Source organism: Bradyrhizobium sp. USDA 4474 (assembly GCF_054057515.1).
The window spans coordinates 5,079,744-5,103,945 of sequence record NZ_JBSRZJ010000002.1 but is presented as its reverse complement, the minus strand read 5'-3'; the positions used below and the strand labels follow the sequence as shown (position 1 = coordinate 5,103,945).

The following is a 24,202-nucleotide window of genomic DNA, read 5'->3' as shown; positions in this document are numbered from 1 at the left end:
CCCTTCAAAGATTCACGGTACTGCGATGACGCGGATATTGTTCGTGGTTCCAGCTTGCGCGAACGGGATACCCGCAACGATCACCACGTGGTCCAGGGCTTCTGCGAAACGCTCCCCGACCGCGGTAGAGACAGCGCGCGACACCATCTCCTCATAGTTGCTCACGTCGGATGAGAACACGCTGTGCGTCCCCCAGAGAAGACACAGACGACGAGCGGTGTGCGAGCTCGGCGTAACGGCAAGCACAGGCACATCTGGACGGCGGCGGGCGATGCGTGCTGCGGTCGTGCCTCCGGACGTGTACACGACGATGGCCGCCGCATGGATCGCCGACGCCAAGCCGGCCGCAGCTGCGGCCACGGCGTGAGGCGGCGTTTGCTCCTCGTCGGGACGCAAGGCATCGACGATGGAACGATACATTTTGTGACGTTCGGTGCTGCAGATGATGCGATCCATCATCTCCACCGCCTCGCGTGGATATCGGCCGACGGCTGACTCCGCTGACAACATCACGGCGTCGGATCCATCGTAAATGGCCGTGGCGACATCGGACGCTTCTGCGCGCGTCGGCGACGGCGAGGACACCATAGAATCCAGCATTTGGGTGGCTACGATCACAGGCTTAACCGCCAAACGACAGGCTCGCACCAGCTCCTTTTGCCGGCCGGGGACGTCTTCGTGGGGAATTTCCACGCCGAGATCACCGCGCGCCACCATGACCGCGTCGGACAAGCCGATGATGTCATCGATCCGATCGAGCGCAGCCGGCTTCTCGATTTTCGCAATGAGCCCTGCCCGATCTCCGATGAGCCCCCTCGCCTCGAGGAGATCTCCCGGTCGTTGCACAAACGACAGCGCGACCCAGTCGACGCCGAGCCGAAGACCGAAGTCGAGGTCGGATCGGTCTTTTGGGGTGAGTGGAGACACGTCGAGGATTGTGCCCGGCAGGTTAACGCCCTTCTGGTCGGAAAGCTTCCCGCCAACGATTACCTCGGCTTCGAGACTGTCGCTGAAGAGCGACTTGACGCGAACGCGCAGCCGACCATCGTCGATCAGCAGGTCGTGACCAGGTGCCGCCGCCGCAAACACTTCGGGATGCGGCAACGGGATAGCAGTCCGATCGCCAAGTGCGCCTTTTTGGACAAATCGAATGGTCTCACCGGCCGCTATCATCAAGCTCCTATCACGTAATGTGCCGATCCGGATCTTCGGCCCCTGGAGGTCCAGCAAGATGCCTATCGGCCGGCCCATTTCAATTTCGAGAGCGCGTATCGCCGCGTGTACCTTGGCGTGATCCTCCTTTGCCCCGTGACTAAAATTGAGGCGAAAGGTATCGACGCCAGCCTCGAACAAAGTCCGAAGCATCTCAGGCTCGCAGGACGCTGGCCCGACGGTTGCTACGATTTTCGCTCGGCGGCTTCGGCGCACGTGAATAGCCTCCCAATGATACCGGGCTCGCTCCGACGAAGCAGCCCTGCAAGGACTAACTACCGCGGAGGGGTCTTGTCCGGCCCGAACATCAGGCCAGCTTCACGGAAGCCGCCGTCGACATTCAACGTGTGACCGTGGACATATCTGCTCTCATCCGACGACAGAAAGACTGCTGCGTCGGCGATCTCTTCAGGAGTTCCATAGCGGCTCATTGGAATGAGATATTCATAGGCCCGACGCGTGGCCGGATCGTGCGCGGTCTTGGCCATCTCGGTTTCAATTGCTCCCGGAGCGATGTTGTTGACGTTGATGCGGTACTGAGCAAGTTCGACCGCCATGACCTTTGTCAGCAACTCCAAACCGGCTTTTGCTGCACCATACGCTCCCCGTCCATTCCCACCGCGCTGCCCCGAGAGCGACGCGATATTTATGATCTTGCCACCACGGCCTTGCTTGACCATCTGGCGCGACACCGACTGCGCTACGATGAACGCGCCGGTCAAATTGATCGAGATCATACGCTGCCAATCCTCGAGCTTGATATCGAGGAATGGCGTGTTGCCACCAATTCCAGCGTTGTTGATCAGGATATCAATTCCCCCGCAGCGGCGGACCATTTCGTCCATCAGTTCGCTTACCGACCCCTGATCCGCCACGTCCACTCGTAGCCCCAAGTGATCCCGGTCGGCATGTTCGAGAGAGTTCGCCGCCGCCTTCGCGCCATTGAGGTTGAGATCCGCGATTACAATGCGTGCTCCCTCGCGCGCCAACGCCTTTGAGATCGCAAAGCCGATGCCCCGCGCCCCTCCGGTGACGAGCGCCACCCTGTTATTCAATCTCATATCAGTCCAGCTCCTAATTCTTCGTCTTCACGTTAGTTTCCCGGTCGTGCGCTCAAGCGTCGTCCACAGCTCCTCGCCGTACTTGGTCCGCCATTCCTTGTAAAAGCCTGCTGCGCGAAGTGCATCGCGGAAAGCGCCGACGTCCGGCTCATTGAAGATTAGGCCTTTCTTTGTCAGATCACCGCGCAAGGACGTGGCCCAGCACGGCCATATCCTTCCTCTCGGCCATGGCCGCATCGTTGATGGCCGTAGCGATGATGTCACGAAGATCCTGCGGGATGGCTTCCCAATTCCGCTTGTTGGCCACGCAGAAGAACGCATCCCACATGTGGCCAGTCAGAGCGCAATATTTCTGAACTTCGAACAGGTTGGCAGTAAAGATGTTTGCCAGCGAATTTTCCTGTCCGTCGACGATCTTTGTCTGGAGCGCGGAGTAAAGCTCGCTGTAATTGATCGCTGTCGGCGCGGCACCGAAGGCCTGGAACATAGAAGTCCACAGTGCGCCGACGGGGACACGGATCTTGACGCCCTTCAGATCCGCCGGGGTATTGATCTGCTTTGTGCTGGTCGTGATGTTGCGGAAACCATTGTCCCACATCTTTGTCATCGGCACGAGGTTTGCCTTGCTAATATTGGTTCGCAACGCATCGCCAAGCTCCCCGTCCATCGCTTTCCAGACAGCATCGTAGTCCGGAAAGATGAATCCCAATCCGTAGATCGACGCTGATGGAACGATTGTCGAGAGCACGTTTATCCCGGAATTGAGAAACAGATCGAGCCCGCCAGCGCGCAGCTGCGACAGCATGTCCGTGTCGCCGCCGAGTTGGTTGTTGGGAAACACATTGATTTCGACCCGGCCCTTCGTTTCAGACAACACGCGATCGGCCGCTTCGCGAGCTCGCGCCGTGATCGGGTGCGATTCGGCGAGATCGAACCCCCATCGGAGCCGAAACTCCGCTGCAGCCCGCGCAGGCTTGACGGGCAATCCGACACCCGCGGCCAACGCTACCGACGCTGCTCCTTGCAATAACGTCCTGCGATCAACACTCTTCATCATTCCCTCCAATGTGTTTACTTGCTTAGATTAGAGATCACTCGTCGCGCGCTCTGCGCTTACAAGAACCCCGTTGAAATCCAGGGGATCGACGCCACGATCACAAGTCCAATCAATAAGGCCAACATGTAGCCAAGGATCGGTCTCATCCCGGCATCAGGATTCACCCGGCTAATTGCGCACGCGGCGTAGTAGCCGACGCCAAACGGTGGCGCGAAGAGACCCACACCCATCGCCAATATGACAACCATCGAATAGTGAACTAGATTGATCCCGACGGCCTGAGCGATTGGGAAAAGCAATGGACCAAAAAGAACGATGGCGGGAATACCCTCGAGCACACTGCCAAGTATGACGAAGGCCAGGATCGAGACTGCCATGAAACTTATTGACCCGCCCGGCAACTGTTTCATCGCAACCGCGAGAGAGCGAGAGAAGCCCGATTGCGTCAGGCTCCAAGCCATAGACGTCGCAGTGCCGATGATGAAGAGGATCGCGCCGGACAAGCTCGCCGTTTCCACGAGCATCGGCTTGATGCGCCGCCAGTCGAACTGCCTGTAAAATAGAGCGCCAATGATGATCGAGTAGAATATTCCAATGGTTGAGACTTCGGTGGCCGTCGCCACACCTTCAATGACAGCGGATCTGATGACGAAAGGCAGAACAATTGCCGGCACCGCAAGCAGGAATGTCTTGCCGATTTCCTTTGCCGAGGCGCGGCGGACGAGGCTGCGGTCCTCGCTGCGGTATCTCCATGCGATGACGCAACAGAGGGTGATCGCCAGGATGATGCCCGGAAGTAGTCCGCCCGTGAACAGAGCCGCAATGGAGACACCGGTGACCGAGCCGATTGTTATAAGAACGATGCTGGGCGGAATCGTCTCTGTTTGAGCCCCTGTCGCCGCCAGCAGCGCGACGAGGTCGCCTTCGTTCGCGCCTCGACGCTTCATTTCCGGGAACAAGACCGGTGCCACCGCGGCCATGTCAGCGGCCTTCGATCCGGAAATGCCTGAGACAAGGTACATCGCTCCAACGAGCACGTACAACAAGCCCCCGCGCACGTGACCCAATAGGCTGGCCAGGAACGCAACCATGGCTCGCGCCATGCCGGTCATCTCGATGAGCTGACCAAGAAACACGAACAATGGGACCGAAAGTAGGATCAGATGGCTGACACCTTCGTCAATGCGGCCGACGATGATGAGCGGCGGGGTTCTGGTCGTAAGCATGAGATAGCCGAACGTTGCCAGACCAAAGGAAAAGGCGATCGGTACGCCCGCGAAGACGGCGCAGGCCACTACTACCACAAAGAAGATTATGAGATTTGCGTTGCCAAGAGGCGCAAAGAGAGGCTTAAGCAGCCAAAATACCCCGACGATAAGCGCAACGAAGGCGAGCGCACTGACAACCTGTCTTGCATCACCGAGCCGCACGAGGCGAAGGAGTGCGAACATGCCCATCAAGCTGAAGCCGACAGGAGCGGCGGACGCTCGCCATGCGTTGGAGAGATCCATCGCTGGTGTTCTAACGATGGCTTCCTCGAGTGCATACTCGAGCGCGGCTGGGAACAGTAGGATGACGAGGCACAGCGATGCGGCCAGCGCGATTGCGTCGAGGTGAGCCCGCATTCTGGGAGACACGTACGCGAATAGCGCCGTCATTCTCATGTGCTCGCCGCGTCGCAACGCTATGGCGGACCCTAGCATCACGAGCCAGAGAAACAGCATGGAAGCCAGCTCGTCCGACCAAATGATGGGCTTGAGGAAAACGTACCTTGCCATAACTCCTGCAAACAGCAGCAGAATCTCGGCCGTAAGCAGGATGGTGACAAAGGCCTCAAGAATGTAGCCAAGCAGCTTGTCGGCGCCGCCAGCGATTGTATGCAGGACGTTTTGCCGTGAGCTCTCCGTCTCCTCTAGCAAGAGCGTATGCGAGGTCATGGCGCCCGGGCCCTCCTGCACGGCTGCGCCGCCTGAAGCGATCGTTCGGACACGCATCGGCATCTTCTCTTTTGCGTTCTTATCAAACCCGGCCCAGCCATCCGCGCTTGAAGAACTCTTCGTCGCCCAGTTGGCCGCCTTTGAATGCAATCTGAAGCCCGTCCAGACGTCCGCGGATTGATCTCGCTCGGCAGAGTGGGACGCCGGGGCTTACGCGAGAATCAATTTCAAGAGCATCGATGTCCAATAGCTGTGCAACCTGGCTCGACGTATCGCCTCCTGATAACAGCAATCTGTTTAAGGGTACCATCTCAAGGATGTCACTGACGAGCTGCCCCATCTTCCGGCCAAGGTCTCTGCCACCTTCATGCTTGGCCAATTCTCGTGACATGCCGCCGCTAACCAGCATATCGATCATCCTTGCGATGCGCGGATCATCGGGACCACGAGCGGTGTGTAATATGACGCTGCGGCCTTCCTTGAGCAGCGCGACGGTACGTTCGACGACTTGCCTCGCGGCTGTCTCATGTCGGCTATCATCGAGTAGAGCAGCAGCGTCGAGTGGTACCTCTGCGAATCCAGCCCGCACGGCGGCATTGATCTGTAGCGCTGTCACGGGCGAGGCACTACCTGACACGGCCAGGACCTGATCGACCGAAGCCGGGTTGCCGTAGGTGCTGGAGGCGGGAGGAATCTCACCGGCCTCCTGCCACCATTGCGTCAGGGCATACTCCACACCCGACGGTCCAATCACAAATGCGCTTCCGCTAATCCCAGCCCATTCAGTGAGAAGTCGGCCGACCTGCGTAAGCTGGGACGCATTCGCGGAGTCCAGCAGGATGGCGTCGGCCCCACCCTCAGTCAAATCATTGAACTGCCGAGCGGCCGCGTCATGACCTTGGTCTAAGAAGGGATACGTCAGCTTTTCGATTCTGAGAGTTGCCTGCCGGGCAATGTGAAGGGCCAGATCGCTTTCATTCATGGGCGTCACGGGGTGAACGCTCATGACCGGATGCCTATCGATGCGATAGACATTCCCATCGGTTCCCGATCGGGCAAACAGATTTCCAAAGATGCAATATCTTTGGAGCGATGGCGTGCCACCAACGATCGGAACTGGGTCACCGAAGATAGACTTCGCGATTTCGATCACCCGACCGATGCTGCCAATCTCCGGCGAGCTGTCAAAGGTTGAGCATACCTTGTAGTGCACGATCGGTGCACGGAGAGATGCAAGGTAGCGTAGATCCTTTTCCAGATGCTCGTTCATCTCCCGGGGGGACATGCTGCGGCTCACACCGGCAAGGCCGACCACGTCGATGTCCCCGAAATGCTTCAAGACGTCAGGGCTTGGAGGCCGGAGAAAGAGAGCAGCGCGGAGCCCAGCAAATGCGACGACTTCAAGGGCATCCGTCGATCCAGTAAAGTCGTCGCCATAGAATGCCAACCGATAGCGAGGTTGCGTCACGATGCGCCCCCGAACTTGGACAGCGCGAGTTGAAGCGCCGCATGTGATTTTGCGTATTCGGCCACGGGTATACCCTGGGCCGCCGCTTCCCAGGCTTCGCGCAAGCTCAAAACCCCGTCAGCGATACCGCCGGGATGCCCCATGATTCCACCGCCGGCGAGATGCATGAGGTCTACACTTCCAAGACGCTCGAATGTGTCTCCGGCTTGCCCCGCCCACTGCCCTGAAGAGAAGACAGGCATCATCGGTTTGACACCAGAAAACGCGGCGAGACATGAGCTTGCGGACTGGATGACAGAATCATCCGGCTCCCAGAATTTGCTCCTGAGGCCATTGACGTGCAGATGATCGACGCCCGTCAGTCGCCACAGTTTTTGAAATGCCAGGAAATCGAAGCCCAGCCATGGATGGCGGGTAAATAAACCCCATCCATTGCGATGGCCATGAATTGGAAGATCAGTATATGTTCGCAGGTGTTCAATCGCGGAGAAGCCGCACCAATTGACGCTGACCATCACGCACGTTCCGCCGGCCTGTAACACCAAATCATGGCGACGTCGCATGTCGTCGATCGAACCACTGATGTTGATCGCGTACATTGGCTTACGCCCCAACCGGTCGGCATGCCTTTCGATCACAGGAAAAACCGCCTTCAAACGCTCTTCGAACGGCGCGTAAGGCGGGTCTGCGATTAACTCGTCATCCTTGAGAAAATCGATGTCGGCTTCGCAGATCTTGTCGACCAGCGAGGAAGTCTCGGACGGAGACATGCCAATACTTGGCTTCAAGATAGTACCGATGAGCGGCCGACCAAAAACGCCGGCCAGCCGCCGGGTGCCATCAACGCCGAACTTCGGGCCGGGGAAAGTGGCTGCGTAGCCGTCCGGCAGGCCTATATCGAGGAGCCGAAGCCCTGTGGTCTCGCCGAGCTCGAATAGATTGCCTGCAATTGTCGCTAATAGCGTCGGGATATTGCGGCCTACGTTATCGATCGGAAACGCGATTTCGATCTCGCCGCGCCGAAACGCCTTTGATTTCTGCCTCCGCTCGACGAAGGCGCTACGCAAGGTCGGAGTGTCGACGGATGGCAGTTCGGTTACCCGTACCACCCGTGCGCGCGACCTCTTCTTCAGTTCGTCCGTTTCGCCGGGCAAGGAGAGAAATGTCCCGCTCGACTGCTCTCCCGCGATGACTTCCGCCGCCCTCTCGAGACTATCGCCAGTCTCGACCAGGTAACGCGCCGTGAATTCGGATCGCGGATTGTCGCTGCGCATTGTGACGCCCTGCTGCGTTTCTTCCCGGAGTTCGTCTCATTCATCCGTACGACTGAAGAAGCGTTTCGGATGATGGATGACGATATCTTCACTCCGGCTACGGCCTGACGGCAAACGATATTCGTGAAGCGACCTGTGAGGAAAACTCACAGAGCGCCGAGTTCTGGGAGGCTTCGGACGCGCCTCTCTAGGCCCCAGCGCTAGCCAGCATTGCACAGCTCTTCACCGTCGCCGACATTTCGCGCGCAAGCCATTGGGAGACCGCCCTGCTCTCGGGGCGAGTTGCGACATGCGGCGCCGTCCAGAGCATCAAAGTGCGTTTACCTGGGATGCTCCCGAAGGGGGCAACCAGTCGTCCACTGTGGATCTCCTCAAGGACGAACATCGTCGGGACCAGCGCCAACCCAAGTCCGCATAGCGCTGCCTGGATGAGAAGATAGAAATGATCATAGGACTCTTGAATGCGGATATCTTGCTTCAACCGCATTTCATCGAGCCAATCTGCCCACGCCTCGGGGCGCGTCCGCGTACCCAACAAACGGCAACCTGCGATATCGTTCGGATCCTGGATGTTGTTGGCCTTTGCGTAGGAAGCTGCGCAAACCGGGGAAATCCACTCTCGCGCAAGCTCCTTGAGAACTACCTCTCGCGGCGGCGCGATGGTACTGGAACGGATGGCGATACTGACCTTGTCACGGATGAAATCCACTTGATCGTAGTTCAGATTGAACTGGAGATCGATGCCCCTATGAGCTTCGTGAAAGGCCGCAAGGCGGGGAATCAGCCAATACATCATGATGGTGGCGGAACATGAAACCGTCAGTGGTCCCGGTAAGATCTGCTCTACGCTAGCGTCAATGAGGCTGAATGCGCCGGACAGTCCTTCCGCCAGGCGAACCCCTTCCGGCGTCGGATCTGTGGAGGACGACCCTCGCACCAGGAGCGGTACGCCAAGCAATTCCTCGAGCGATCGGATGTGGCGGCTGATCGCCCCGTGCGTGACAGACAATTCGAGCGACGCCGCAGTCATGCTGCGCAATCTCGCCGTTGCCTCGAAGGCACGCAGCGCATTGAGCGAAGGCCTGGGACGCACCATCCGATACCCCGAAAGCTCAAAGTTTAGCCATTGTGAGCTTTTGTCACAAGGGGGCTGCTAAAAGTCGTTTGGGCATTCTGCGTCGGAGCCATAGTCTTGCTTGCGGAAACTCGTCCATGGCTGATCCATCCGAGGAAGGCAGCCGTGAACGAGATCTCGAGCACCGCCGGCACCTCGCGAGAGAACAAATGCTGAGAAAGATGATCGTCGAAGCTCGCGTGAACGAATACGCGATGCGGGATGGAAACCCACACGTGCCATGGACGGCGGATGAAATAGCCGAAACGGCGGCCCGCTGTCGCGAGGCCGGCGCGTCGATCCTGCATTTTCACGCCCGAGCTGATGATGGTGCGCCCCTTCACACGGCTGAGAAGAACGCCGAGATCATTCGCAAAGTCAGGAAGAAATGCGACATACTGATACTGCCGACGCTTGGCTTTTTTGCCAACGACACTGACCCGAACGCGCGCATTAATTGCATTCTTGAGCTTGCCAAAGATCCGGAGACCAAACCCGATATTGTCCCAATCGATACCGGAAGTAGCAATCTTGACGTGTTCGATCGCAACAATCTCATGTTCGAACACTCCGATCGCATCTATGAAAACCGCACTTCCGCCGTGGAGCACTATTTTCGCTCTCTCAAGTCCGCCGGCGTAAAGCCAAAGATGACCTGCTGGTCGATCGGGTTTGTTCGTCGTGCGATCGCATTTATGGAAATGGGACTTGTAGCAGAACCGGGTTATTTCCTGCTCAACATGACCGACGGCCCCTATCTTACAGGCCATCCCGGCACGATCGAAGGGCTGGATGCATTCTTGCCGTTTTTACCGAAGCATGCTCGCCACAGTTGGACTGCCAACATCGTTGGCGGAAACTTGTTGGCTATGTGCGAAGGAGTGGCCAGGCGCGGCGGCAACATCGCTCCGGGCATCGGCGACTATCCCTATATCGAATATGGCTGTCCGACTAACGAGGAGCTCGTCCGTCGGACATGCGTCATCGCAACGGGTTGCGGTCGCGAGATTGCGTCTCCTGACGACGTCCGGGAGATGCTTGAGATCTCTTGAAGCCGCTCCTGTTGCTCGTCTTCAGCCGCAGACCACTGACTTAAAGCGAACGACCAGCCTCGCTCCGCTGTTCCGAGGGCTCTCCCTGACTGTGCCGGGATCTCGTCGATCCCGGCACTTTTTTATCGCTTTGCTTCTGATCTGCCGATCGCTTCCCTCGACGTTGGATTCGGTTTTATCTCACTTCAAGCCGACAACTTTGTGAGGCACATAGCGCTCTTCGAGCCGCGCAATTTCCTCGGACGTCAGCTTCAGACCTAAGGCCGCAACTGCATCGTCCAAGTGCTGAGGCTTCGTTGCGCCGATGATCGGCGCCGTTACGCCATGTTTTCCCGCCACCCAGGCGAGAGCTACATGCGCTGGTGCTACCCGACGCTCCGTTGCGATGTCGGACAGCACGTCGACGATACTCCGGTCGGCCGCTTCGGCGTGTCCATAGAACTGGGACGTTATGTTGTCCGTCTCGGAACGGGCACTTTTCTCAGTCCAGGGGCGGGTAAGGCGTCCGCGAGCCAGCGGACTAAAAGCGATCACACCGATGCCTTCGTCGCGACAAAGCGGCAGCATCTCTCGTTCCTCCTCTCGATAGAGGAGATTCAGGTGACATTGCATCGACACGAAGCGTGCCCAAGAGTTGGCGTCGGCCCGATAGAGAGCTTTGGCAAATTGCCAAGCATAGGCGTTGCTGGCGCCGATGTACCGGACCTTACCGCCGCGCACGAGATCGTTCAACGCTTCGAGCGTTTCATCGATTGGCGTGTCGTTGTCCCAAAAATGGATCTGGTAGAGATCGATATAGTCGGTGCCGAGCCTGCGGAGACTGGCCTCCGCTTCGGCTAGAATTGCCTTTCGCGAAAGACCCACCCCATTTGGCCCTGGCCGCATACGACCGTAGACCTTCGTAGCGATCACAATCTCGTCTCGCGGCACCATTTCCGTTAGAATTTTGCCGACGATCTCCTCGCTCGTACCGTCTGAGTATACGTTAGCTGTATCGAAGCAATTGATGCCGCAGTCGAGAGCCTTCTGTATGAACGGCCGACTTTCGCTCTCACCGAGTGTCCAGGGATGGTTCCCTCGATCTCCTACTCCGTAACTCATACAACCTAGTACGATCCGCGAAATTTTGAGGCCCGAGCGGCCCAAACGCATGTAATCCATGAGCGATACCCTTGCTGGCTTGTTAGTCCCTGAGCCGTTTCAAAGTGTCGCGATATCGGTAATTCGAAGTCCGCGATCGCTCACCCGGGACGGGAAGTGGTCTTTGAGCTTTTCCTCGTGGACGGGTACGAGCCTCAGCATGTCGCCGCCGACGCTGGCGAGCATTTCTTCCGCCGTGAGAATTAGATTGGTCTGACTTCCCGTCGCAAGTCCCGGCGGCACGAAGCATGGATCATCCTGGTTGCCTCCGTGCAGGTTTTCGTACGTGTAGACAACGTCTCCGGTCAGGATCCATCGGTCCTCGACGCTTCCGCCGTTGCGGACCACAACGTATTGCGAACCAGCCGTGTGCGTGTCGAAGGCGGGAAGAAGATCGATATTTGGCAGGACGTCGTGCGACGCACCGTCCAGCACGACCAGCCGGTTCTTCAGTCCGAGATCCACGAGTTTCAAGATATCGGCTGGATTGATGCCGCCGAGTAGGGATCGAAAACGACGTCCCTTGGACATGGCCCAGACCCAGCTCTCGATCTCACGCTTCTGGATGTAGAACTTGGCGTTCGGGAAGTAATCCAATCCGCCCATGTGGTCGAAATGAGCGTGTGTAAGGAACACGTGCTGCACATCCTCGGGACGAAGGCCAACGGCCCCCAGGACCTCAGAAGGGGGGGTCCAGCCGGTGACGCCGATCGAATTGGCGATCTCGCCTCCGAGATCCGACTGATCGTAACCAGTGTCAACCAACGCGACCGTGTCGCTGCTGCGCAGCAGCACATAGGCAAACGGCAGATTCATGCTTCCGCTGTTGTGCCGGCCGTATATGACTCCACTTATCGGATGTTTGGGGCTTGCGGCGTATTCGAGCACAGTGATCGCATATCGCGTCATTCGGAGGCTCCAATCAGAAGGTCAGCACCAAGCTTGAGTTGGCCACAGCACTGCCGCAGGTCGATCAAGCCGCTGCTCACCATCGGGCTCGCCCGACGCAGATGGCCCCAGGCCTTTGACAGCAAACGCGTTTCGCTCGTGCGTCGATGCGGAGCCAAGGGGGCCGCCCGCGGCAGCAACAGATGCGCCGCCTGCTTGACATGATGATGCTCGTGCCGCCGCTGCAGCGGTACCCGAACCGCCGCAAGAACATCGTGCACATGATCCGAATCGCCGGCGTCTGGCCTGTTTACGTCCTCCAGATGCGACATCCCGATAAAGTTTGCGAGAAGACGAACAGAGCGGTCAGCCACGATATCGCGCAGATAGCGAATGACAGGCCCGATGACGGTATCGTATTCAGCGACCGCTGAACCAGGCGCAATGCCTTCGAAGGGATCGTCGGCACGGAACTGTACGCCCACAAACCCGCTCACGAGGAATGCCCGTCTTCGGGAACCGGAGCATTTGATGGGATCAGGCTGAAATTCCTCAAGTCCTGCCAGAGAGCAGCCGGTATCCGCGCCGACACAGCGTCGACGTTCTGGGTGATCTCGCCTATCGACTTCGCGCCCTGAACAACGGTGGCCACGGCCGGATGCGCTTGCACGAACTGCGTCGCAACGGTCGGCAAATCAACATTGTGTCGTTCGCAAACTTTCTCGATTGACCGGACGCGCTCCAGTATAGCGCTCGGGACCTTCTGATAGTCATAAGTCGAGGGCGCCTTCGAGCCAGCGGCCAGGATGCCCGAATTGTAGATGCCGCCTGCGATCACCGAGACATTGCGAGTTCGCAGTTCCTCGAAGTGCCCATCGAGTGGCGCATGGTTGAGAAGCGTATATCGACCGGCGATCAACGCGCAGTCAATTGGGAATTCGCGGGCGACTTCGATGACCGAGTCGGTCTCATTGACCCCCAACCCCACCGCACCGATAGCCCCCGAACTCTTCAGCTCATCGAGAGCACGGTATCCGCTCTCGCGGAGTTGGTTCCAGTAAAATTCTGCTTGATCGCCATGCCATGCGCGCCCGACGTCATGGACCAGAAGCACATCGATATAATCAAGACCCAAACGCTGCTGACTGTCCTCGAACGAGCGCATCACACCGTCATATGTGTAGTCATAGGTATCGCGAAACGGGTATGGATCAACCCATTCGATGCCGTACACCGTGTCGAGTTTCGGTGTTCGGCTTGCGGGCTTGAGCACGCGGCCGCACTTGGTGCTCACGACAACCTGATCGCGAATGCGCAGATCGCGGAGAGCACGGCCAAGGAAATGCTCGGCCTTTCCGAGACCGTACATCGGCGCGCAATCGAAATAGCGAACCCCGAGATCGAAGGCTGCCCTAACAACGGCTTCGAATTCGGAATAGGGCACTCCGACATTGAATCCCGAAAGAGGCACCGTCCCGAGCCCTGCGGATGTGACGGATACTTTGGTGCGGCCGAGAGTTCGCTTATTGAGCGGAAGCATCGCTCTTCTCCTTGCTTGTCTTGGATAATTTAGCTGGACAGAGCCACGGAGCCCTGATCCGGCAGCGGGGCTTCTTTGGGGATCAGACCTTCGCTCCTGAGCTCCATCCAGAAGGCCTGAGGAATTGGCGCCGCTATAGAGGCGACGTTTTGCTCCACATGTGCTGGCGTGAGCGCGCCCTGAACCACCGATGTCACGGCCGGATGCGCATAGACGAACTGGGAAGCCGCATTGGCGAGCGCGACGTTATGACGTTCACAAACAGCTTCCAGCGCCGTCACGCGCTGTACGATGGATTCGGGAGCCGTCTGATAGTCATAGGTCCGCGTTAACGCGTTACCCCGACTGCCCTCCGCGAGGATCCCCGAATTGTAGACACCGCCTGCGATAATACCTATGCAGCGACGTTGGGCCTCGGGAAAGAAGTCAGTCAGTGGCGCATGATTGAGAAGCGTGTAACGTCCAGCGACGAGCGAACAGTCGAGATTGAATTCGGCGGCTACTTCGAGCACCGAAGCCGTCTCGTTTACACCGAGGCCGATCGCCTTGACCGCTCCCGAGCGACGGAGTTCGTCGCAGGCGCGGTACCCGCTCTCGCGCAGTTGTCGCAGATAAAGGGGATACTTCTCCTGGTGCCAGACTCCGCTGACGTCGTGCAGGAAAAGAATGTCGATGTGGTCGAGACCGAGGCGCTGCTGACTATCCTCGAACGACCGCATGATGCCGTCGTAAGTGTAGTCGTATTCGTCGACGAAGGGCAGCGGATCCACCCAATTGATCCCGTAGAGACTTTCCGCTCGCTTTGAACGGCTTGCCGGCTTCAACAGCCGACCCGCCTTGGTGCTTACCATGACCTCCGGGCGAAGACCGTGAACACGAAGGACGTGGCCGAGGAAATGCTCCGATTTCCCGAGACCATAGAGCGGCGCAACATCGAAATAACGTACGCCCTGCTCGTAAGCCTTAAGGATGACAGCCTCAAAAGTCTCGAAGCTTACTGGAACACCACACCCGCCCAATGGCGATGTGCCGAGCCCAAGCGAAGTCAAATTCACGCGTCCGTTTGGAAGCGCTCTCTTTTGCAGAGTCGTCATATTCAACTATCCCGCCTAAAGATCAGTGCGCACGCGGTCGTTCACCGCGTGCGCACGATGTGCATCACATGTATTTTGCGACGTTCGAGGAATCCAAGATCAGCCAGGGAACGACGTAGTCCTTCTGAGTGCCGCCTTTCCACTCCATCAAGGAATCCCAGACCTCGGAGCGGGGCTTGTAGCTGTCCCCCTTGACGGCATGCAGGGCGAGATCGACGGCGCCCTGACCCTCAGCACGGGCGTACTTGTAGAGCGTCACTGTCATTTCGCCTTTCTGGACTGCGCGCTTTCCGTCCGGGATGCCATCGATTGCAAGCACCGGAACGGACTTGAAGTCGACTTTTGCACTCTTCATCGCCTCGATCGCGCCCAGTGCCATCTCGTCATTTTCGGCGAGTACGGCATTGATCTGGCCAGGATGGGCGAGCAACCAATTCTCCATGAGCGACTGCCCCTCGGCGCGGCTCCAGTTGCCCGACTTGCTGGCAATCAACTTAAGCTTCGGGAACTTAGCCAAACCGGCATCGATGCCAGCCTTGCGCTCGATCTGCGCCGATTGACCAATGGGGCCTTCCATCAGCACCACGTTTCCACCATTCGGGAGTAGCTTGCCCAACTGGTCCCCGATGATACGCCCTCCTTCCGTGTCGTTGACGATGATCGATGCGGTGTAGTTCTTTGATGCGGTTTTCAGGGCCGATACGATCACCGGAATGCCGGCAGCGACGGCCTTATCGATTGCGGGCGCGGAGGCCTGGAGATCGAACGGCGACATGATGATTGCATCGAACTTTTGAGTAATGGCCGTATCGATCTGGTTCGCTTGGACAAGAGGATCGTACTTGCCGTCAAAGATCGTGACTGCGACAGAACCGTCCTTGACTGCCGGGTGGCTCTGAATTTCGCTGGACCAGGCCTTCATGTACTCGCCGGATTCTCCGAACGATAAGGCGGCAATCCGTGTCTTGCTTTGAGCAAAGGCCGTCCCGGTCGATAGGATGATTGCAGCGGCGGCGAAACTCGCCATCGTTGATCTACGCGTAACCTTCATCGTCTCCTCCGATTGATGTGGTCAGTCACCTAGTCCGCCCATGCGGGGCGTTACAGCCGTTGTCTTCGTCTGTAATGGTCTTCGCAGGTGTCACTTGCGAAATTGGTCAAGCATCACGGCGACGACAATGATCGCGCCCTTGAGAAGCTGCTGGTAGTAGGAAGACACGCCCATCAGATCCATGCCGTTGTTGATCGTCCCGATGATGAGTGCGCCGAACAACGTCCCGACTAGCGAGCCGCGTCCTCCTGCAAGGCTAGTCCCGCCGATCACCACGGCCGCAATCGCATCGAGTTCGTAACCGATGCCCGCCTGTGGAAGTGCGGCAGTCGTACGGGAAGTAAGCACGAGACCAGCGAGTCCAGCGAGAAGTCCCGAGATAACGTAGGTGGAGGCAATGACGCCGCGCGTGGAGATGCCGCTCGTCCTAGCGGCTTTGTCGTTTCCTCCCACGGCGTACACGTAGCGCCCGAACGTCGTGTATGAGAGAACGATCCATCCGATGGCGAACACAAGAAACAGAATCAAGACCGGCACAGGAACGCCAGCAACGCTGCCGCCGCCGATCCAGCGATACGACTCGGAGAGGTTGGGGATAGGACGCCCCTCGGAGAAGATCAGTGTCAGGCCGCGCGCCATGCTCAGCATTCCGAGGGTGGCAACGAAAGGCGGGACATTGAAGGCCGTTACAATGACGCCGTTCAGGAGACCCAACGCCGCTCCCGTTCCCAAGCCGGCTATAATCGCCCAGAGAACGAAGTGCTGGTTGGTCGAGGTCACAAGGCTGGCAGCAATCATGCCGGCGAGGGCCATCACTGAGCCGACGGAAAGATCAATGCCCTTTGTGAGGATGACGAAGGTCACTCCGATCGCCAATATGCCGTTGATCGATGATTGCCGCAGCAGGTTTACCCAATTCAACCATGTCATGAAGTACTCGTTGGCCACCGCGAAGAACGCCGAAATGACCAGGAACACAATGACGATACTGAACGATTTCAGGTACGGTCCTATTGCAGCGATGCTTTTGGATCGGGGACCCGTCGCGGCGTTGCTTACTACGTTGGCCACCATATCCACTCCTTGCTTGGATCGCATGCGCACGCCAATTCTTGAACAGCCGATCCGTCTAACTGGCGAGATCTGTCAGCATTTGTTGTGTCGTCGCATGCCCGTCGACAACGTGATCAAGTCGTCCTTGCCGAAACACGGCAATTCGATCGCTGACTTGGAGAATCTCCGGTGCCTCAGATGACACGACGAGCACACCGTTTCCCTTGGCCGCGAACGCGCGGAGAAAGGCATAGATCTCCTGCTTTGAGCCCTCGTCGATTCCACGTGTTGGCTCGTCGCATATCAAAAGGCGCGGATTGGTTAGCAGACAGCGTGCGAAAACCACTTTCTGCTGGTTTCCGCCGCTAAGCGTCTCGACAGCGACATTTGGAGATGCCGCCTTGATCCGATGTAGCCGCATCATCCGATCAGTTGCGACTGCCTCCGCCTTGCGGCGGACAAATCCGGCGACGGCACGGAGTGTTAGCGATGACAAGGCAATATTGTGTGCGATGGACGCGCAAAGAACGAGGCCGGTATCCTTCCGATCCTCGGGAATCATAGCCATGCCTTGTTGGATGCACTTCTTCGGATTACCCGGATCGACCCTTCTCCCATCAAGGAAGACGTCGCCGGCGGTCGGCGCGTAGATGCCAAAGATCGTCTCCAAGAATTCAGTCCGACCTGAGCCAAGCAAGCCGTAGATGCCCAGGACTTCTCCTGCAGCGACGGTCACAGAGATGTTCTTGAAGTGAGGTCCGCGCGACAAGGAGCGCACCTCGAGCAGGATTGGCGCGCCTTCGTTGGGCTTGCCCTTTTCGACCGTCTTGATCTCGTGGCCGACGATCTGAGTCACGAGGTGATTGCGATCGATCGCGGAAATTGCCCCGCTCTCGATGAATCGTCCATCGCGGAAAACCGTGTATTCGTCGGCGATCTCGAAAATCTCGGTCAGCTTGTGCGAGACGTAGATGATCGCGGATCCACGCGCTTTTATCCGTTTCAGAGCATTGAAGAGGATGTGTACCTCGTGCTCGCCGATGGCCGAGGTCGGCTCGTCCATAATGACGATGTCCGCGCGGTGGCTAAGGGCCTTCGCAATCTCGACGAGCTGGATCTGTGCCAAGCTCAAGTCTCGCATGCGCGCGCCAACCGGCACATCGAACTCGAGGTCATCCAGAAGCCTCTTGGCGGCCTGCCTCATCTTCGGGAAGTCCACCACAAGACCCCCGATCTTCGGCTCTCTCCCCAAGTAGATGTTCTCGGCCACCGTCATCTCGGGAACCGGAGACAATTCCTGGGTGATGATGGTCACGCCATGTCGCAAAGCATCCGCGGCACTCCTGAAATCGACGGCCACCCCGTCAATACGGATGCTGCCTTCGTCGCGGTGCAGCAAACCCATTACGATGTTCAGGAAAGTGGACTTGCCGGCGCCGTTACCGCCGCAGAGCGCGTGAACGGTTCCGCGCTTGACGACGAGCCGCCCATCGCGAAGGGCAGGAACACCATTGAAAGACTTCGCGATTCCCTCCGCCACCAACAGCGGCTCGTCTAGCGGCCCAAGGACGACGTCCCTTTCACGGCCTTCCGGTTTTGACCCGGTCGACAAAAGCATCGGTTTCCTCCCGCGGCGTCTTCATCGCGCCTGCGTAGAGATATGAGGTCATACCTTATACCTGTTGTCAACAGAGATCATACCTCCTACCTTGTGGATGTTCGTTTGTTTCGCCTGGTCGCGGGGCGGCTTATGTGTTGGCTTTCCCCGCGGCGACGGCGAAAAAATAGAGTGCGAGCGACCGATGGAGCGGATGGAAACCAAAAAACTACCCACGCGTGTCGAAGTCGCGTTGAACTACATCACGGGTGAGATCGCCAACGGTAACCTAAGTCCCGGGGACAAGTTGCCCAATGAAAAGGAACTGGCAGAGAAGCTTGGCATCAGCCGTACCCCCATTCGCGAGGCGATGAAGACGCTTGCAGTCTCAGGACTCATTGAGACCCGGCATGGGCATGGCAACTACATCCGTAAGGATGAAGGCACCGCTGTGATGCCGTTGATGATGTTTCAGCTCTATCTTCAGGATTCGACCCCCGAAATGCTGATGGAGCTCCGGTACATTTTCGACCGCAATTGCGCAGAGCTGGCTTCGATAAGACGCACCGAACGCGATCTCGCCGTCATGCGAGAAAGCATCGATAGATTGAAGGCTCTGTCAGACGATCCAAATTCGCCGATTGACAAATTGCTGGAAGCCGATCTCGATTTCCACCGCGCAGTCTATACGGCAGCGGGCAATAAACTCATCGTTGTGATCGCCGATTTCGTTTTGAACATGGTGGCGCCCTGGATCCGCAAATCGCTGGAGGTCAGCGGACGCTACCGCGCGGTGGGCCTACATGAAAAGATGTATGCAATGATCCGCGATCAGAAGACCGGCATGCTTAGTCGGGAAAGCGTGGAGGCGAACATGGAGCACTTCATGTCTTCCCTAAAGATTCCCGCGGCGTAGCGCTTGTGACAAGGTCGATTCAGGCAAAGTTCCGGCCCAATATCTCTAGGAGACGGCTTCGCCGCACACCGGCCTCCGATTCGCGTTGCTGGCAAAGCGCTCATGCGAGCCTTTTTGAGGCTAATTCGTCCTGCGGTGGACGCCTGACATGATCGCAGGTCTGAGCCTGATTCTACTTTGCCAGTTGGCAGGCGAAGTACTCGTGCGCAGCCTTGGACTGCCGATGCCCGGACCGGTGCTCGGCATGGCAATCCTGCTCTTGCTTCTCTTGGCTCGCGATCATTTCACCGCCCTCAACCGTGGCCCATTGCGAAACGAGGCAGTTGAGAGAACCGGGCGCGGCCTGCTCGCCCATCTATCTCTCATGTTCATTCCTGCGGGCGTAGGCATCGTGAAGAAGCTTGACTTGATTGTCGAGCACGGCGCCGCAATTTTAGTGACGTTGTCGGCATCAGTGGTGATCACTCTGCTCGCGACGGTCGCCACCTTTCTGGCGGTCAGCCGTCTTCTCTCGAAAAGCCAGACAGAGCCATGAGTGAAAACTCATTCTCGCTGTGGGTTTATCTGTCGCAGTCACCTTTGGTTTGGCTCACTGGGACGCTCTCGGTCTATGGGATCGCAGATGCTTTCTCGCTTGCGACAAACCGGCACCCGCTGGCAAATCCTGTTTTGCACTCGATCTGGATCATCGGAGCAGTCTTGATCATTACGGACACTCCGTACACCACATACTTCGCCGGCGCCCAGTTCGTGCACTTTCTTCTTGGGCCAGCGACGGTAGCGCTTGCGATTCCCCTCTACGATAACCGCGCACGCGTCGCCGCCGCGCTCCTGCCAATGGTGATTTCGCTTGTCGTTGGATCAGTCACAGCGATCGTTACTGTCGTATTGTTCGCCGAGGCCTTTGGTCTACCTCGAGCGATCATCCTATCTCTTTCGCCGAAATCAGTTACAGCCGGCGTGGCGATGGGTATCAGTGAATCCCTACACGCTGACCCGTCTCTCACCGCTATCTCGGTTGTTCTCACTGGAATCTTGGGTGCGATCATCGTCACGCCGCTCATGAATCGGGCCGCAATTACCGATTTTCGCGCACGCGGGTTCGCAGTCGGCATCGCCGCACATGGCATCGGCACAGCACGAGCGTTTCAAGTCGACGAGCTGGCTGGCGTTTTCTCCGGGATTGCCATGGGGCTGAACGCGCTTGTCACGTCGCTTCTGGTTCCCATCGCAGTGACCTTCCTTCTGCGCTGATCGCGTCAGCCACCTTCGGTGGCCTTCGGTCCTAGATTCGAGCCGGATAAGGCGGTGACCAACGAATGTCGCGGCTTGATCAAAGCGGGAAAAACCGCGCCGAGCGCAGGGATTAGCTGCATGGGCTGTGGTTATTCGGCTCAAGTGCTCGCGCAAAATTGGCGAAAAACTCGTCCGCGAGCTTCTTTGCCGTGCCGTTGATGAGCCGCTGCCCGAGCTGTGCGAGCTTCCCGCCGATTTGCGCGTCGACCTGATAGGTCAGGAGCGTGCCATTATCCAGTTCGATCAGATTGACCTTTGCGCCACCTTTCGCAAAGCCTGCGACGCCGCCCTCCCCCTCTCCAACGATATTGTAACTTTTTGGTGGATCGAGGTCGGTCAGAGTGACCCTACCTCTGAATCGCGCGGAAACGGGTCCCACCTTCATCTTTGCGACCGCACGAAATCCCTCACCGTCGATACTCTCCAACTCCTCGCATCCGGGAATACAAATCTTCAAGACGGCGGGGTCGTTCAATTTGGTCCAAACGACTTCGCGGGAGGCGGCGAGCTGGATCTCTCCGCTCATTGTCATTGCCATTGGCGTCTCCAAAATGGACGAGGTATGTCATCATCTGCGGATCAGTTGGGAACAGGCGCAAAGACCCGGGCCATGTAAGTCGATAGATCGGTCTCGATCTCCGCGCGCAATGCAGACGAAATGCCTGCAAGCGCTTTGGCCAAATCCTTCTTAAATTCGATCTGCATGGATCGCGCGATCTGGATACGCTGGGCCTGCGGCGAGCCGGCGCCATGCATGGACTCCGTCAGATAGCCCACCGCGTTCCTGCCGAGAGTCATGTTCTCCACGAGGCGAAGGATGCGAATTCGGTCCTCCGTTGCGATCTCGGGCCGTCCCTTCAGGTACTTCTCGATCATCGGACCGATCTTCTCATGCCTGAGTTCGCGCTCGGACGGCAGCGTCACCATTAGGCCGCCGGCGAGATCCTGCGCCAGCCGGCCAATTTCGTAGGGTAGCCGCGTGACGTGATGCTTGCAGACATTTGCCAGCATTTCGTCCGGCAAGTAGGCACCGGACTTCATCGCGGTTCCTTGATGGCTCGCCGCGATGCCTGCCCCGTAGATCGTCTCGTTGAGGTGGGTCATCTCGACGAGTTTATCCCGGATATGCGAGGCGCGTTCGACCCCGTTGTAGTCAGCGATTGTCGCCGCGGCTCCGATCAGGACGTCGCCCACGCCCGTTTTGCAGACGTAGCTGCGGCGGTGGTAGCAGGTGAATCTCTCAACCAGCGTCGACGCAAATTCGAACTCACCGTCGAGGAAAACGTGTTGGTTTGAAATGAAGACATCCTCGAAGATGATCATCGCTTCTTGACCTGCAAATTGCGCGTTGCCGGCGTCGATGTCTCCGCTTTCGCTGCTTCGCGTATCACAAGACTGCCGGCCGTAAACGTAGGTAACACCCGCAGCATCGACCGGAATGGCGCCGACAATCGCATAGTCCTTGTCTGCCGCCTCTAGTCTCATGGTCGGCATTACGATCAACCAATGCGAGTTTAAGCACCCTGTTTGGTGCGCCTTCGCTCCTCGGACGTAAACGCCCTCAGGCGTGCGACGGACCACGTGCAGGAACAGATCAGGATCCGCCTGCTGAGAGGGGGACTGGCCACGATCTCCCTTGACATCGGTCATCGCTCCGCCGATGACGAGGTTCAGCGCCTGCATACGTGCGAGGAACTGCGTGAAACGTGCATGATATGGTGTGCCGTGTTTGGCATCCACATCGTAGGTCACAGAGTGCAGCGAGTTGAGTGCATCCATACCCACGCAACGCTGGAAGCACGTTCCTGTTAGTTGACCCAGACGACGCTGCATCTTGTTCTGCATCACAAGATCGGCTGGGCTTTGCGAAATATGGAGAAACCGATTTACGTCGCTGCCGGTGAACGGCGAGATTGCCGACGCGAGGGCAGGATCCTCGTTCGCGAGGTCATAGGTTCTTGCGACCGCATTGATGGAAGGTCGAATCACAGGATGGTCGACAGGCTCGTCGACCAGCTCGCCCATTAAGTAGACGGCCAATCTGCGTCCGCGGAGGCTCTCGATGTATTCAGCCCCGGTACGAATCCGATTGGGCATTCCAGCCGAGGTCGCTGCGACAACTTTCTGATCCATCGAAATGGCTCCTTAAATGCTGGACCGGTCGGATTGCGGACCCGAGCCCCGGCTCTACGTGTCAACCTTTCCGTACCAACGGGCAGGTGCTGTCCTTGAGCGGACGGAACGCCTGATCGCCCGGGATCACTTCGCGAAGCTTGTAGAAATCCCAGGCTCCCTTCGATTCCGACGGCTTCTTGACCTCGTATACGTACATATCGTGCACCATGCGGCCGTCCTCTCGGATGCGCCCGTTTTTGGCAAAGAAATCATTGATGGGCATCTCGCGCATCTTTTTCATGACCGCCTGCGCTTCGTCGGTGCCCGCCGCTTCGACTGCACGCAGATAGTGCATGGTGGACGAATAGTCGCCAGCATCGCCCATGTGCGGCATCACCTTCATCCTATCGAAGAACCGTTTCGACCACGCGGGGGTCTCGTCGTCACGATCCCAGTAGAAAGCATTCGTCAATACCAGCCCTTTCGCGACGGAAAGGCCGAGGGCCTTGATGTCGGTTTCCCAGACGAGCAGGCCAGCCAACGTTTGCTGCTGTTGAATCCCAAATTCCTGCGCAGACTTGATCGAATTGACTAGAACGTTGCCGGAGCCTGCCAACGCGACGACCTGGGCTTTCGACGCCTGCGCCTGGAGCAGGAACGAGGACTGATCGAAGGATTCGGGCGGGTATCGGGTCGATCCCAGGACTTCACCACCCATCGCCTTCACTACGGCTGAGGTGTCGGCTTCCAAAGCGTGGCCGAAGGCATAGTCCGCGGTCAGGAAGTACCAGGACTTCTTGCCTTCTTTAGCTAGCGCAGTTCCGGTCCCGCGGGCGAGCGCATAGGTGTCATAGGAGTAGTGGATGCTGTTCGGCGTACATGCATCCCCCGTCAGACGGGACGATCCGGAGCCATTGATAATGGCGATCCGGTTCTTGTCCTTCGCAAGCCCGGAAACAGTAAGTGCGATCGAGGAATTGATGAGGTTGCCGATCATGTCAACCTTCTCGACATCGAACCATTTGCGCGCCAATGCGGAGGCCGTGTCAGGCTTGTTCTGATGATCCGCGACGATGACCTCGATCGGCTTCCCCAGCACCTTGCCACCGAAGTCTTCGACCGCCATCTTGATCGCAGTCACCGCGCCTTCACCAGACTCGTGCGAGAACTGCCCCGACATGTCGGTTAGAACACCGATCTTCACCACGTCGTCCGAGACAGCCCCTGTCTGAGCATTGGCGCTGACGCTCATCGTCAGGATTGCCGCCGTTGCAATCAGGCCAATTTCCACGCTCCGCTTCATGACGTTCCTCCCCAGGGTTATCTTTCCATTCCCT

Annotated in this window: 21 protein-coding genes and 1 pseudogene; 4 read left to right on the top strand and 18 right to left on the bottom strand. The window is 57.9% G+C overall.

What is annotated here, in order from left to right; genetic code table 11:
* Positions 1–12 precede the first annotated feature (12 nt).
* The 7 genes and pseudogenes from pyk to ACVW16_RS25640 form a co-directional block, all read right to left on the bottom strand.
* Positions 13–1,428: a pyruvate kinase gene (gene pyk / locus ACVW16_RS25670; RefSeq protein ID WP_456701815.1), complete on the bottom strand. Its 1,416-nt coding sequence runs from the start codon at positions 1,426–1,428 to the stop codon at positions 13–15.
* A gap of 59 nt (positions 1,429–1,487) precedes the next feature.
* The gene (locus ACVW16_RS25665; protein ID WP_456701814.1) at positions 1,488–2,273 is read right to left on the bottom strand and encodes an SDR family NAD(P)-dependent oxidoreductase; all 786 of its coding nucleotides are present in this window, start codon (positions 2,271–2,273) and stop codon (positions 1,488–1,490) included.
* A gap of 27 nt (positions 2,274–2,300) precedes the next feature.
* A pseudogene (locus ACVW16_RS25660) lies at positions 2,301–3,327 on the bottom strand (TRAP transporter substrate-binding protein).
* A 59-nt stretch (positions 3,328–3,386) separates the two neighbouring features.
* On the bottom strand, positions 3,387–5,267 hold the full coding sequence (locus ACVW16_RS25655; protein WP_456701812.1) for a TRAP transporter large permease: 1,881 nt from the start codon (positions 5,265–5,267) through the stop codon (positions 3,387–3,389).
* Positions 5,268–5,349: 82 nt separating this feature from the next.
* On the bottom strand, positions 5,350–6,735 hold the full coding sequence (locus tag ACVW16_RS25650; protein ID WP_456701811.1) for a four-carbon acid sugar kinase family protein: 1,386 nt from the start codon (positions 6,733–6,735) through the stop codon (positions 5,350–5,352).
* Positions 6,732–8,009 carry a ribulose-bisphosphate carboxylase large subunit family protein gene (locus ACVW16_RS25645; protein ID WP_456701810.1) on the bottom strand — a complete coding sequence of 426 codons (1,278 nt, stop codon included), beginning with the start codon at positions 8,007–8,009 and terminating at the stop codon, positions 6,732–6,734. Before ACVW16_RS25645 ends, ACVW16_RS25650 begins: the two co-directional genes overlap by 4 nt.
* Before the next feature lie 187 nt (positions 8,010–8,196).
* The gene (locus ACVW16_RS25640) at positions 8,197–9,105 is read right to left on the bottom strand and encodes a LysR substrate-binding domain-containing protein (RefSeq protein ID WP_456701809.1); all 909 of its coding nucleotides are present in this window, start codon (positions 9,103–9,105) and stop codon (positions 8,197–8,199) included.
* 116 nt (positions 9,106–9,221) lie between these two features.
* On the opposite strand from ACVW16_RS25640, the gene ACVW16_RS25635 reads away from it, so the two are divergent.
* Positions 9,222–10,175 carry a 3-keto-5-aminohexanoate cleavage protein gene (locus tag ACVW16_RS25635; RefSeq protein ID WP_456701808.1) on the top strand — a complete coding sequence of 318 codons (954 nt, stop codon included), beginning with the start codon at positions 9,222–9,224 and terminating at the stop codon, positions 10,173–10,175.
* 180 nt (positions 10,176–10,355) lie between these two features.
* On the opposite strand, the gene ACVW16_RS25630 is transcribed toward ACVW16_RS25635, so the two are convergent.
* The 8 genes from ACVW16_RS25630 to ACVW16_RS25595 form a co-directional block, all read right to left on the bottom strand.
* Positions 10,356–11,336, bottom strand: coding sequence for an aldo/keto reductase (locus tag ACVW16_RS25630; RefSeq protein ID WP_456701807.1), 981 nt, complete (start codon positions 11,334–11,336; stop codon positions 10,356–10,358).
* Positions 11,337–11,375: 39 nt separating this feature from the next.
* Positions 11,376–12,224 (bottom strand): N-acyl homoserine lactonase family protein, encoded by an 849-nt coding sequence (locus ACVW16_RS25625; protein WP_456701806.1) that lies wholly within the window; start codon positions 12,222–12,224, stop codon positions 11,376–11,378.
* Entirely contained in the window at positions 12,221–12,700 is a 480-nt protein-coding gene (locus ACVW16_RS25620) for a hypothetical protein (protein ID WP_456701805.1), read from the bottom strand. Before ACVW16_RS25620 ends, ACVW16_RS25625 begins: the two co-directional genes overlap by 4 nt.
* Positions 12,697–13,743, bottom strand: coding sequence for an aldo/keto reductase (locus ACVW16_RS25615; protein ID WP_456701804.1), 1,047 nt, complete (start codon positions 13,741–13,743; stop codon positions 12,697–12,699). The genes ACVW16_RS25620 and ACVW16_RS25615 overlap by 4 nt, the downstream gene beginning before the upstream one ends.
* Positions 13,744–13,772: 29 nt before the next feature.
* Positions 13,773–14,837, bottom strand: coding sequence for an aldo/keto reductase (locus ACVW16_RS25610; RefSeq protein ID WP_456701803.1), 1,065 nt, complete (start codon positions 14,835–14,837; stop codon positions 13,773–13,775).
* 64 nt (positions 14,838–14,901) lie between these two features.
* Positions 14,902–15,888: a substrate-binding domain-containing protein gene (locus ACVW16_RS25605; protein ID WP_456701802.1), complete on the bottom strand. Its 987-nt coding sequence runs from the start codon at positions 15,886–15,888 to the stop codon at positions 14,902–14,904.
* 90 nt (positions 15,889–15,978) lie between these two features.
* Positions 15,979–16,962, bottom strand: coding sequence for an ABC transporter permease (locus ACVW16_RS25600; protein WP_456701801.1), 984 nt, complete (start codon positions 16,960–16,962; stop codon positions 15,979–15,981).
* A 55-nt stretch (positions 16,963–17,017) separates the two neighbouring features.
* A complete protein-coding gene (locus ACVW16_RS25595) occupies positions 17,018–18,559 on the bottom strand; it encodes a sugar ABC transporter ATP-binding protein (RefSeq protein ID WP_456701800.1) in 1,542 nt (513 codons plus the stop codon).
* Between the two features lie 184 nt (positions 18,560–18,743).
* Between ACVW16_RS25595 and ACVW16_RS25590 the strand changes: the two genes are divergently transcribed.
* From ACVW16_RS25590 to ACVW16_RS25580, 3 genes are all read left to right on the top strand, one after another.
* Positions 18,744–19,454 (top strand): FadR/GntR family transcriptional regulator, encoded by a 711-nt coding sequence (locus ACVW16_RS25590; RefSeq protein WP_456701799.1) that lies wholly within the window; start codon positions 18,744–18,746, stop codon positions 19,452–19,454.
* A gap of 148 nt (positions 19,455–19,602) precedes the next feature.
* Positions 19,603–19,989: a CidA/LrgA family protein gene (locus tag ACVW16_RS25585; RefSeq protein ID WP_456701798.1), complete on the top strand. Its 387-nt coding sequence runs from the start codon at positions 19,603–19,605 to the stop codon at positions 19,987–19,989.
* The gene (locus tag ACVW16_RS25580) at positions 19,986–20,708 is read left to right on the top strand and encodes an LrgB family protein (RefSeq protein ID WP_456701797.1); all 723 of its coding nucleotides are present in this window, start codon (positions 19,986–19,988) and stop codon (positions 20,706–20,708) included. The genes ACVW16_RS25585 and ACVW16_RS25580 overlap by 4 nt, the downstream gene beginning before the upstream one ends.
* A gap of 112 nt (positions 20,709–20,820) precedes the next feature.
* On the opposite strand, the gene ACVW16_RS25575 is transcribed toward ACVW16_RS25580, so the two are convergent.
* From ACVW16_RS25575 to ACVW16_RS25565, 3 genes are all read right to left on the bottom strand, one after another.
* Positions 20,821–21,288: an SRPBCC family protein gene (locus ACVW16_RS25575; protein ID WP_456701796.1), complete on the bottom strand. Its 468-nt coding sequence runs from the start codon at positions 21,286–21,288 to the stop codon at positions 20,821–20,823.
* Positions 21,289–21,329: 41 nt separating this feature from the next.
* Positions 21,330–22,883, bottom strand: coding sequence for a 4-hydroxyphenylacetate 3-hydroxylase family protein (locus ACVW16_RS25570; protein ID WP_456701795.1), 1,554 nt, complete (start codon positions 22,881–22,883; stop codon positions 21,330–21,332).
* Positions 22,884–22,944: 61 nt separating this feature from the next.
* A complete protein-coding gene (locus ACVW16_RS25565; RefSeq protein ID WP_456701794.1) occupies positions 22,945–24,168 on the bottom strand; it encodes an ABC transporter substrate-binding protein in 1,224 nt (407 codons plus the stop codon).
* Between the last annotated feature and the right edge of the window lie 34 nt (positions 24,169–24,202).

Coding starts and splice junctions, on each gene's coding strand:
- ACVW16_RS25625 (WP_456701806.1), bottom strand. CDS start 12,224: ATGACGCGATATGCGATCACTGTGCTCGAATACGCCGCAAGCCCCAAA.
- ACVW16_RS25575 (WP_456701796.1), bottom strand. CDS start 21,288: ATGGCAATGACAATGAGCGGAGAGATCCAGCTCGCCGCCTCCCGCGAA.
- ACVW16_RS25640 (WP_456701809.1), bottom strand. CDS start 9,105: ATGGTGCGTCCCAGGCCTTCGCTCAATGCGCTGCGTGCCTTCGAGGCA.
- ACVW16_RS25665 (WP_456701814.1), bottom strand. CDS start 2,273: ATGAGATTGAATAACAGGGTGGCGCTCGTCACCGGAGGGGCGCGGGGC.
- ACVW16_RS25565 (WP_456701794.1), bottom strand. CDS start 24,168: ATGAAGCGGAGCGTGGAAATTGGCCTGATTGCAACGGCGGCAATCCTG.
- ACVW16_RS25610 (WP_456701803.1), bottom strand. CDS start 14,837: ATGACGACTCTGCAAAAGAGAGCGCTTCCAAACGGACGCGTGAATTTG.
- ACVW16_RS25630 (WP_456701807.1), bottom strand. CDS start 11,336: ATGGATTACATGCGTTTGGGCCGCTCGGGCCTCAAAATTTCGCGGATC.
- ACVW16_RS25605 (WP_456701802.1), bottom strand. CDS start 15,888: ATGAAGGTTACGCGTAGATCAACGATGGCGAGTTTCGCCGCCGCTGCA.
- ACVW16_RS25585 (WP_456701798.1), top strand. CDS start 19,603: ATGATCGCAGGTCTGAGCCTGATTCTACTTTGCCAGTTGGCAGGCGAA.
- ACVW16_RS25580 (WP_456701797.1), top strand. CDS start 19,986: ATGAGTGAAAACTCATTCTCGCTGTGGGTTTATCTGTCGCAGTCACCT.
- ACVW16_RS25570 (WP_456701795.1), bottom strand. CDS start 22,883: ATGGATCAGAAAGTTGTCGCAGCGACCTCGGCTGGAATGCCCAATCGG.
- ACVW16_RS25635 (WP_456701808.1), top strand. CDS start 9,222: ATGGCTGATCCATCCGAGGAAGGCAGCCGTGAACGAGATCTCGAGCAC.
- ACVW16_RS25615 (WP_456701804.1), bottom strand. CDS start 13,743: ATGCTTCCGCTCAATAAGCGAACTCTCGGCCGCACCAAAGTATCCGTC.
- ACVW16_RS25655 (WP_456701812.1), bottom strand. CDS start 5,267: ATGACCTCGCATACGCTCTTGCTAGAGGAGACGGAGAGCTCACGGCAA.
- ACVW16_RS25645 (WP_456701810.1), bottom strand. CDS start 8,009: ATGCGCAGCGACAATCCGCGATCCGAATTCACGGCGCGTTACCTGGTC.
- ACVW16_RS25590 (WP_456701799.1), top strand. CDS start 18,744: ATGGAGCGGATGGAAACCAAAAAACTACCCACGCGTGTCGAAGTCGCG.
- ACVW16_RS25600 (WP_456701801.1), bottom strand. CDS start 16,962: ATGGTGGCCAACGTAGTAAGCAACGCCGCGACGGGTCCCCGATCCAAA.
- ACVW16_RS25595 (WP_456701800.1), bottom strand. CDS start 18,559: ATGCTTTTGTCGACCGGGTCAAAACCGGAAGGCCGTGAAAGGGACGTC.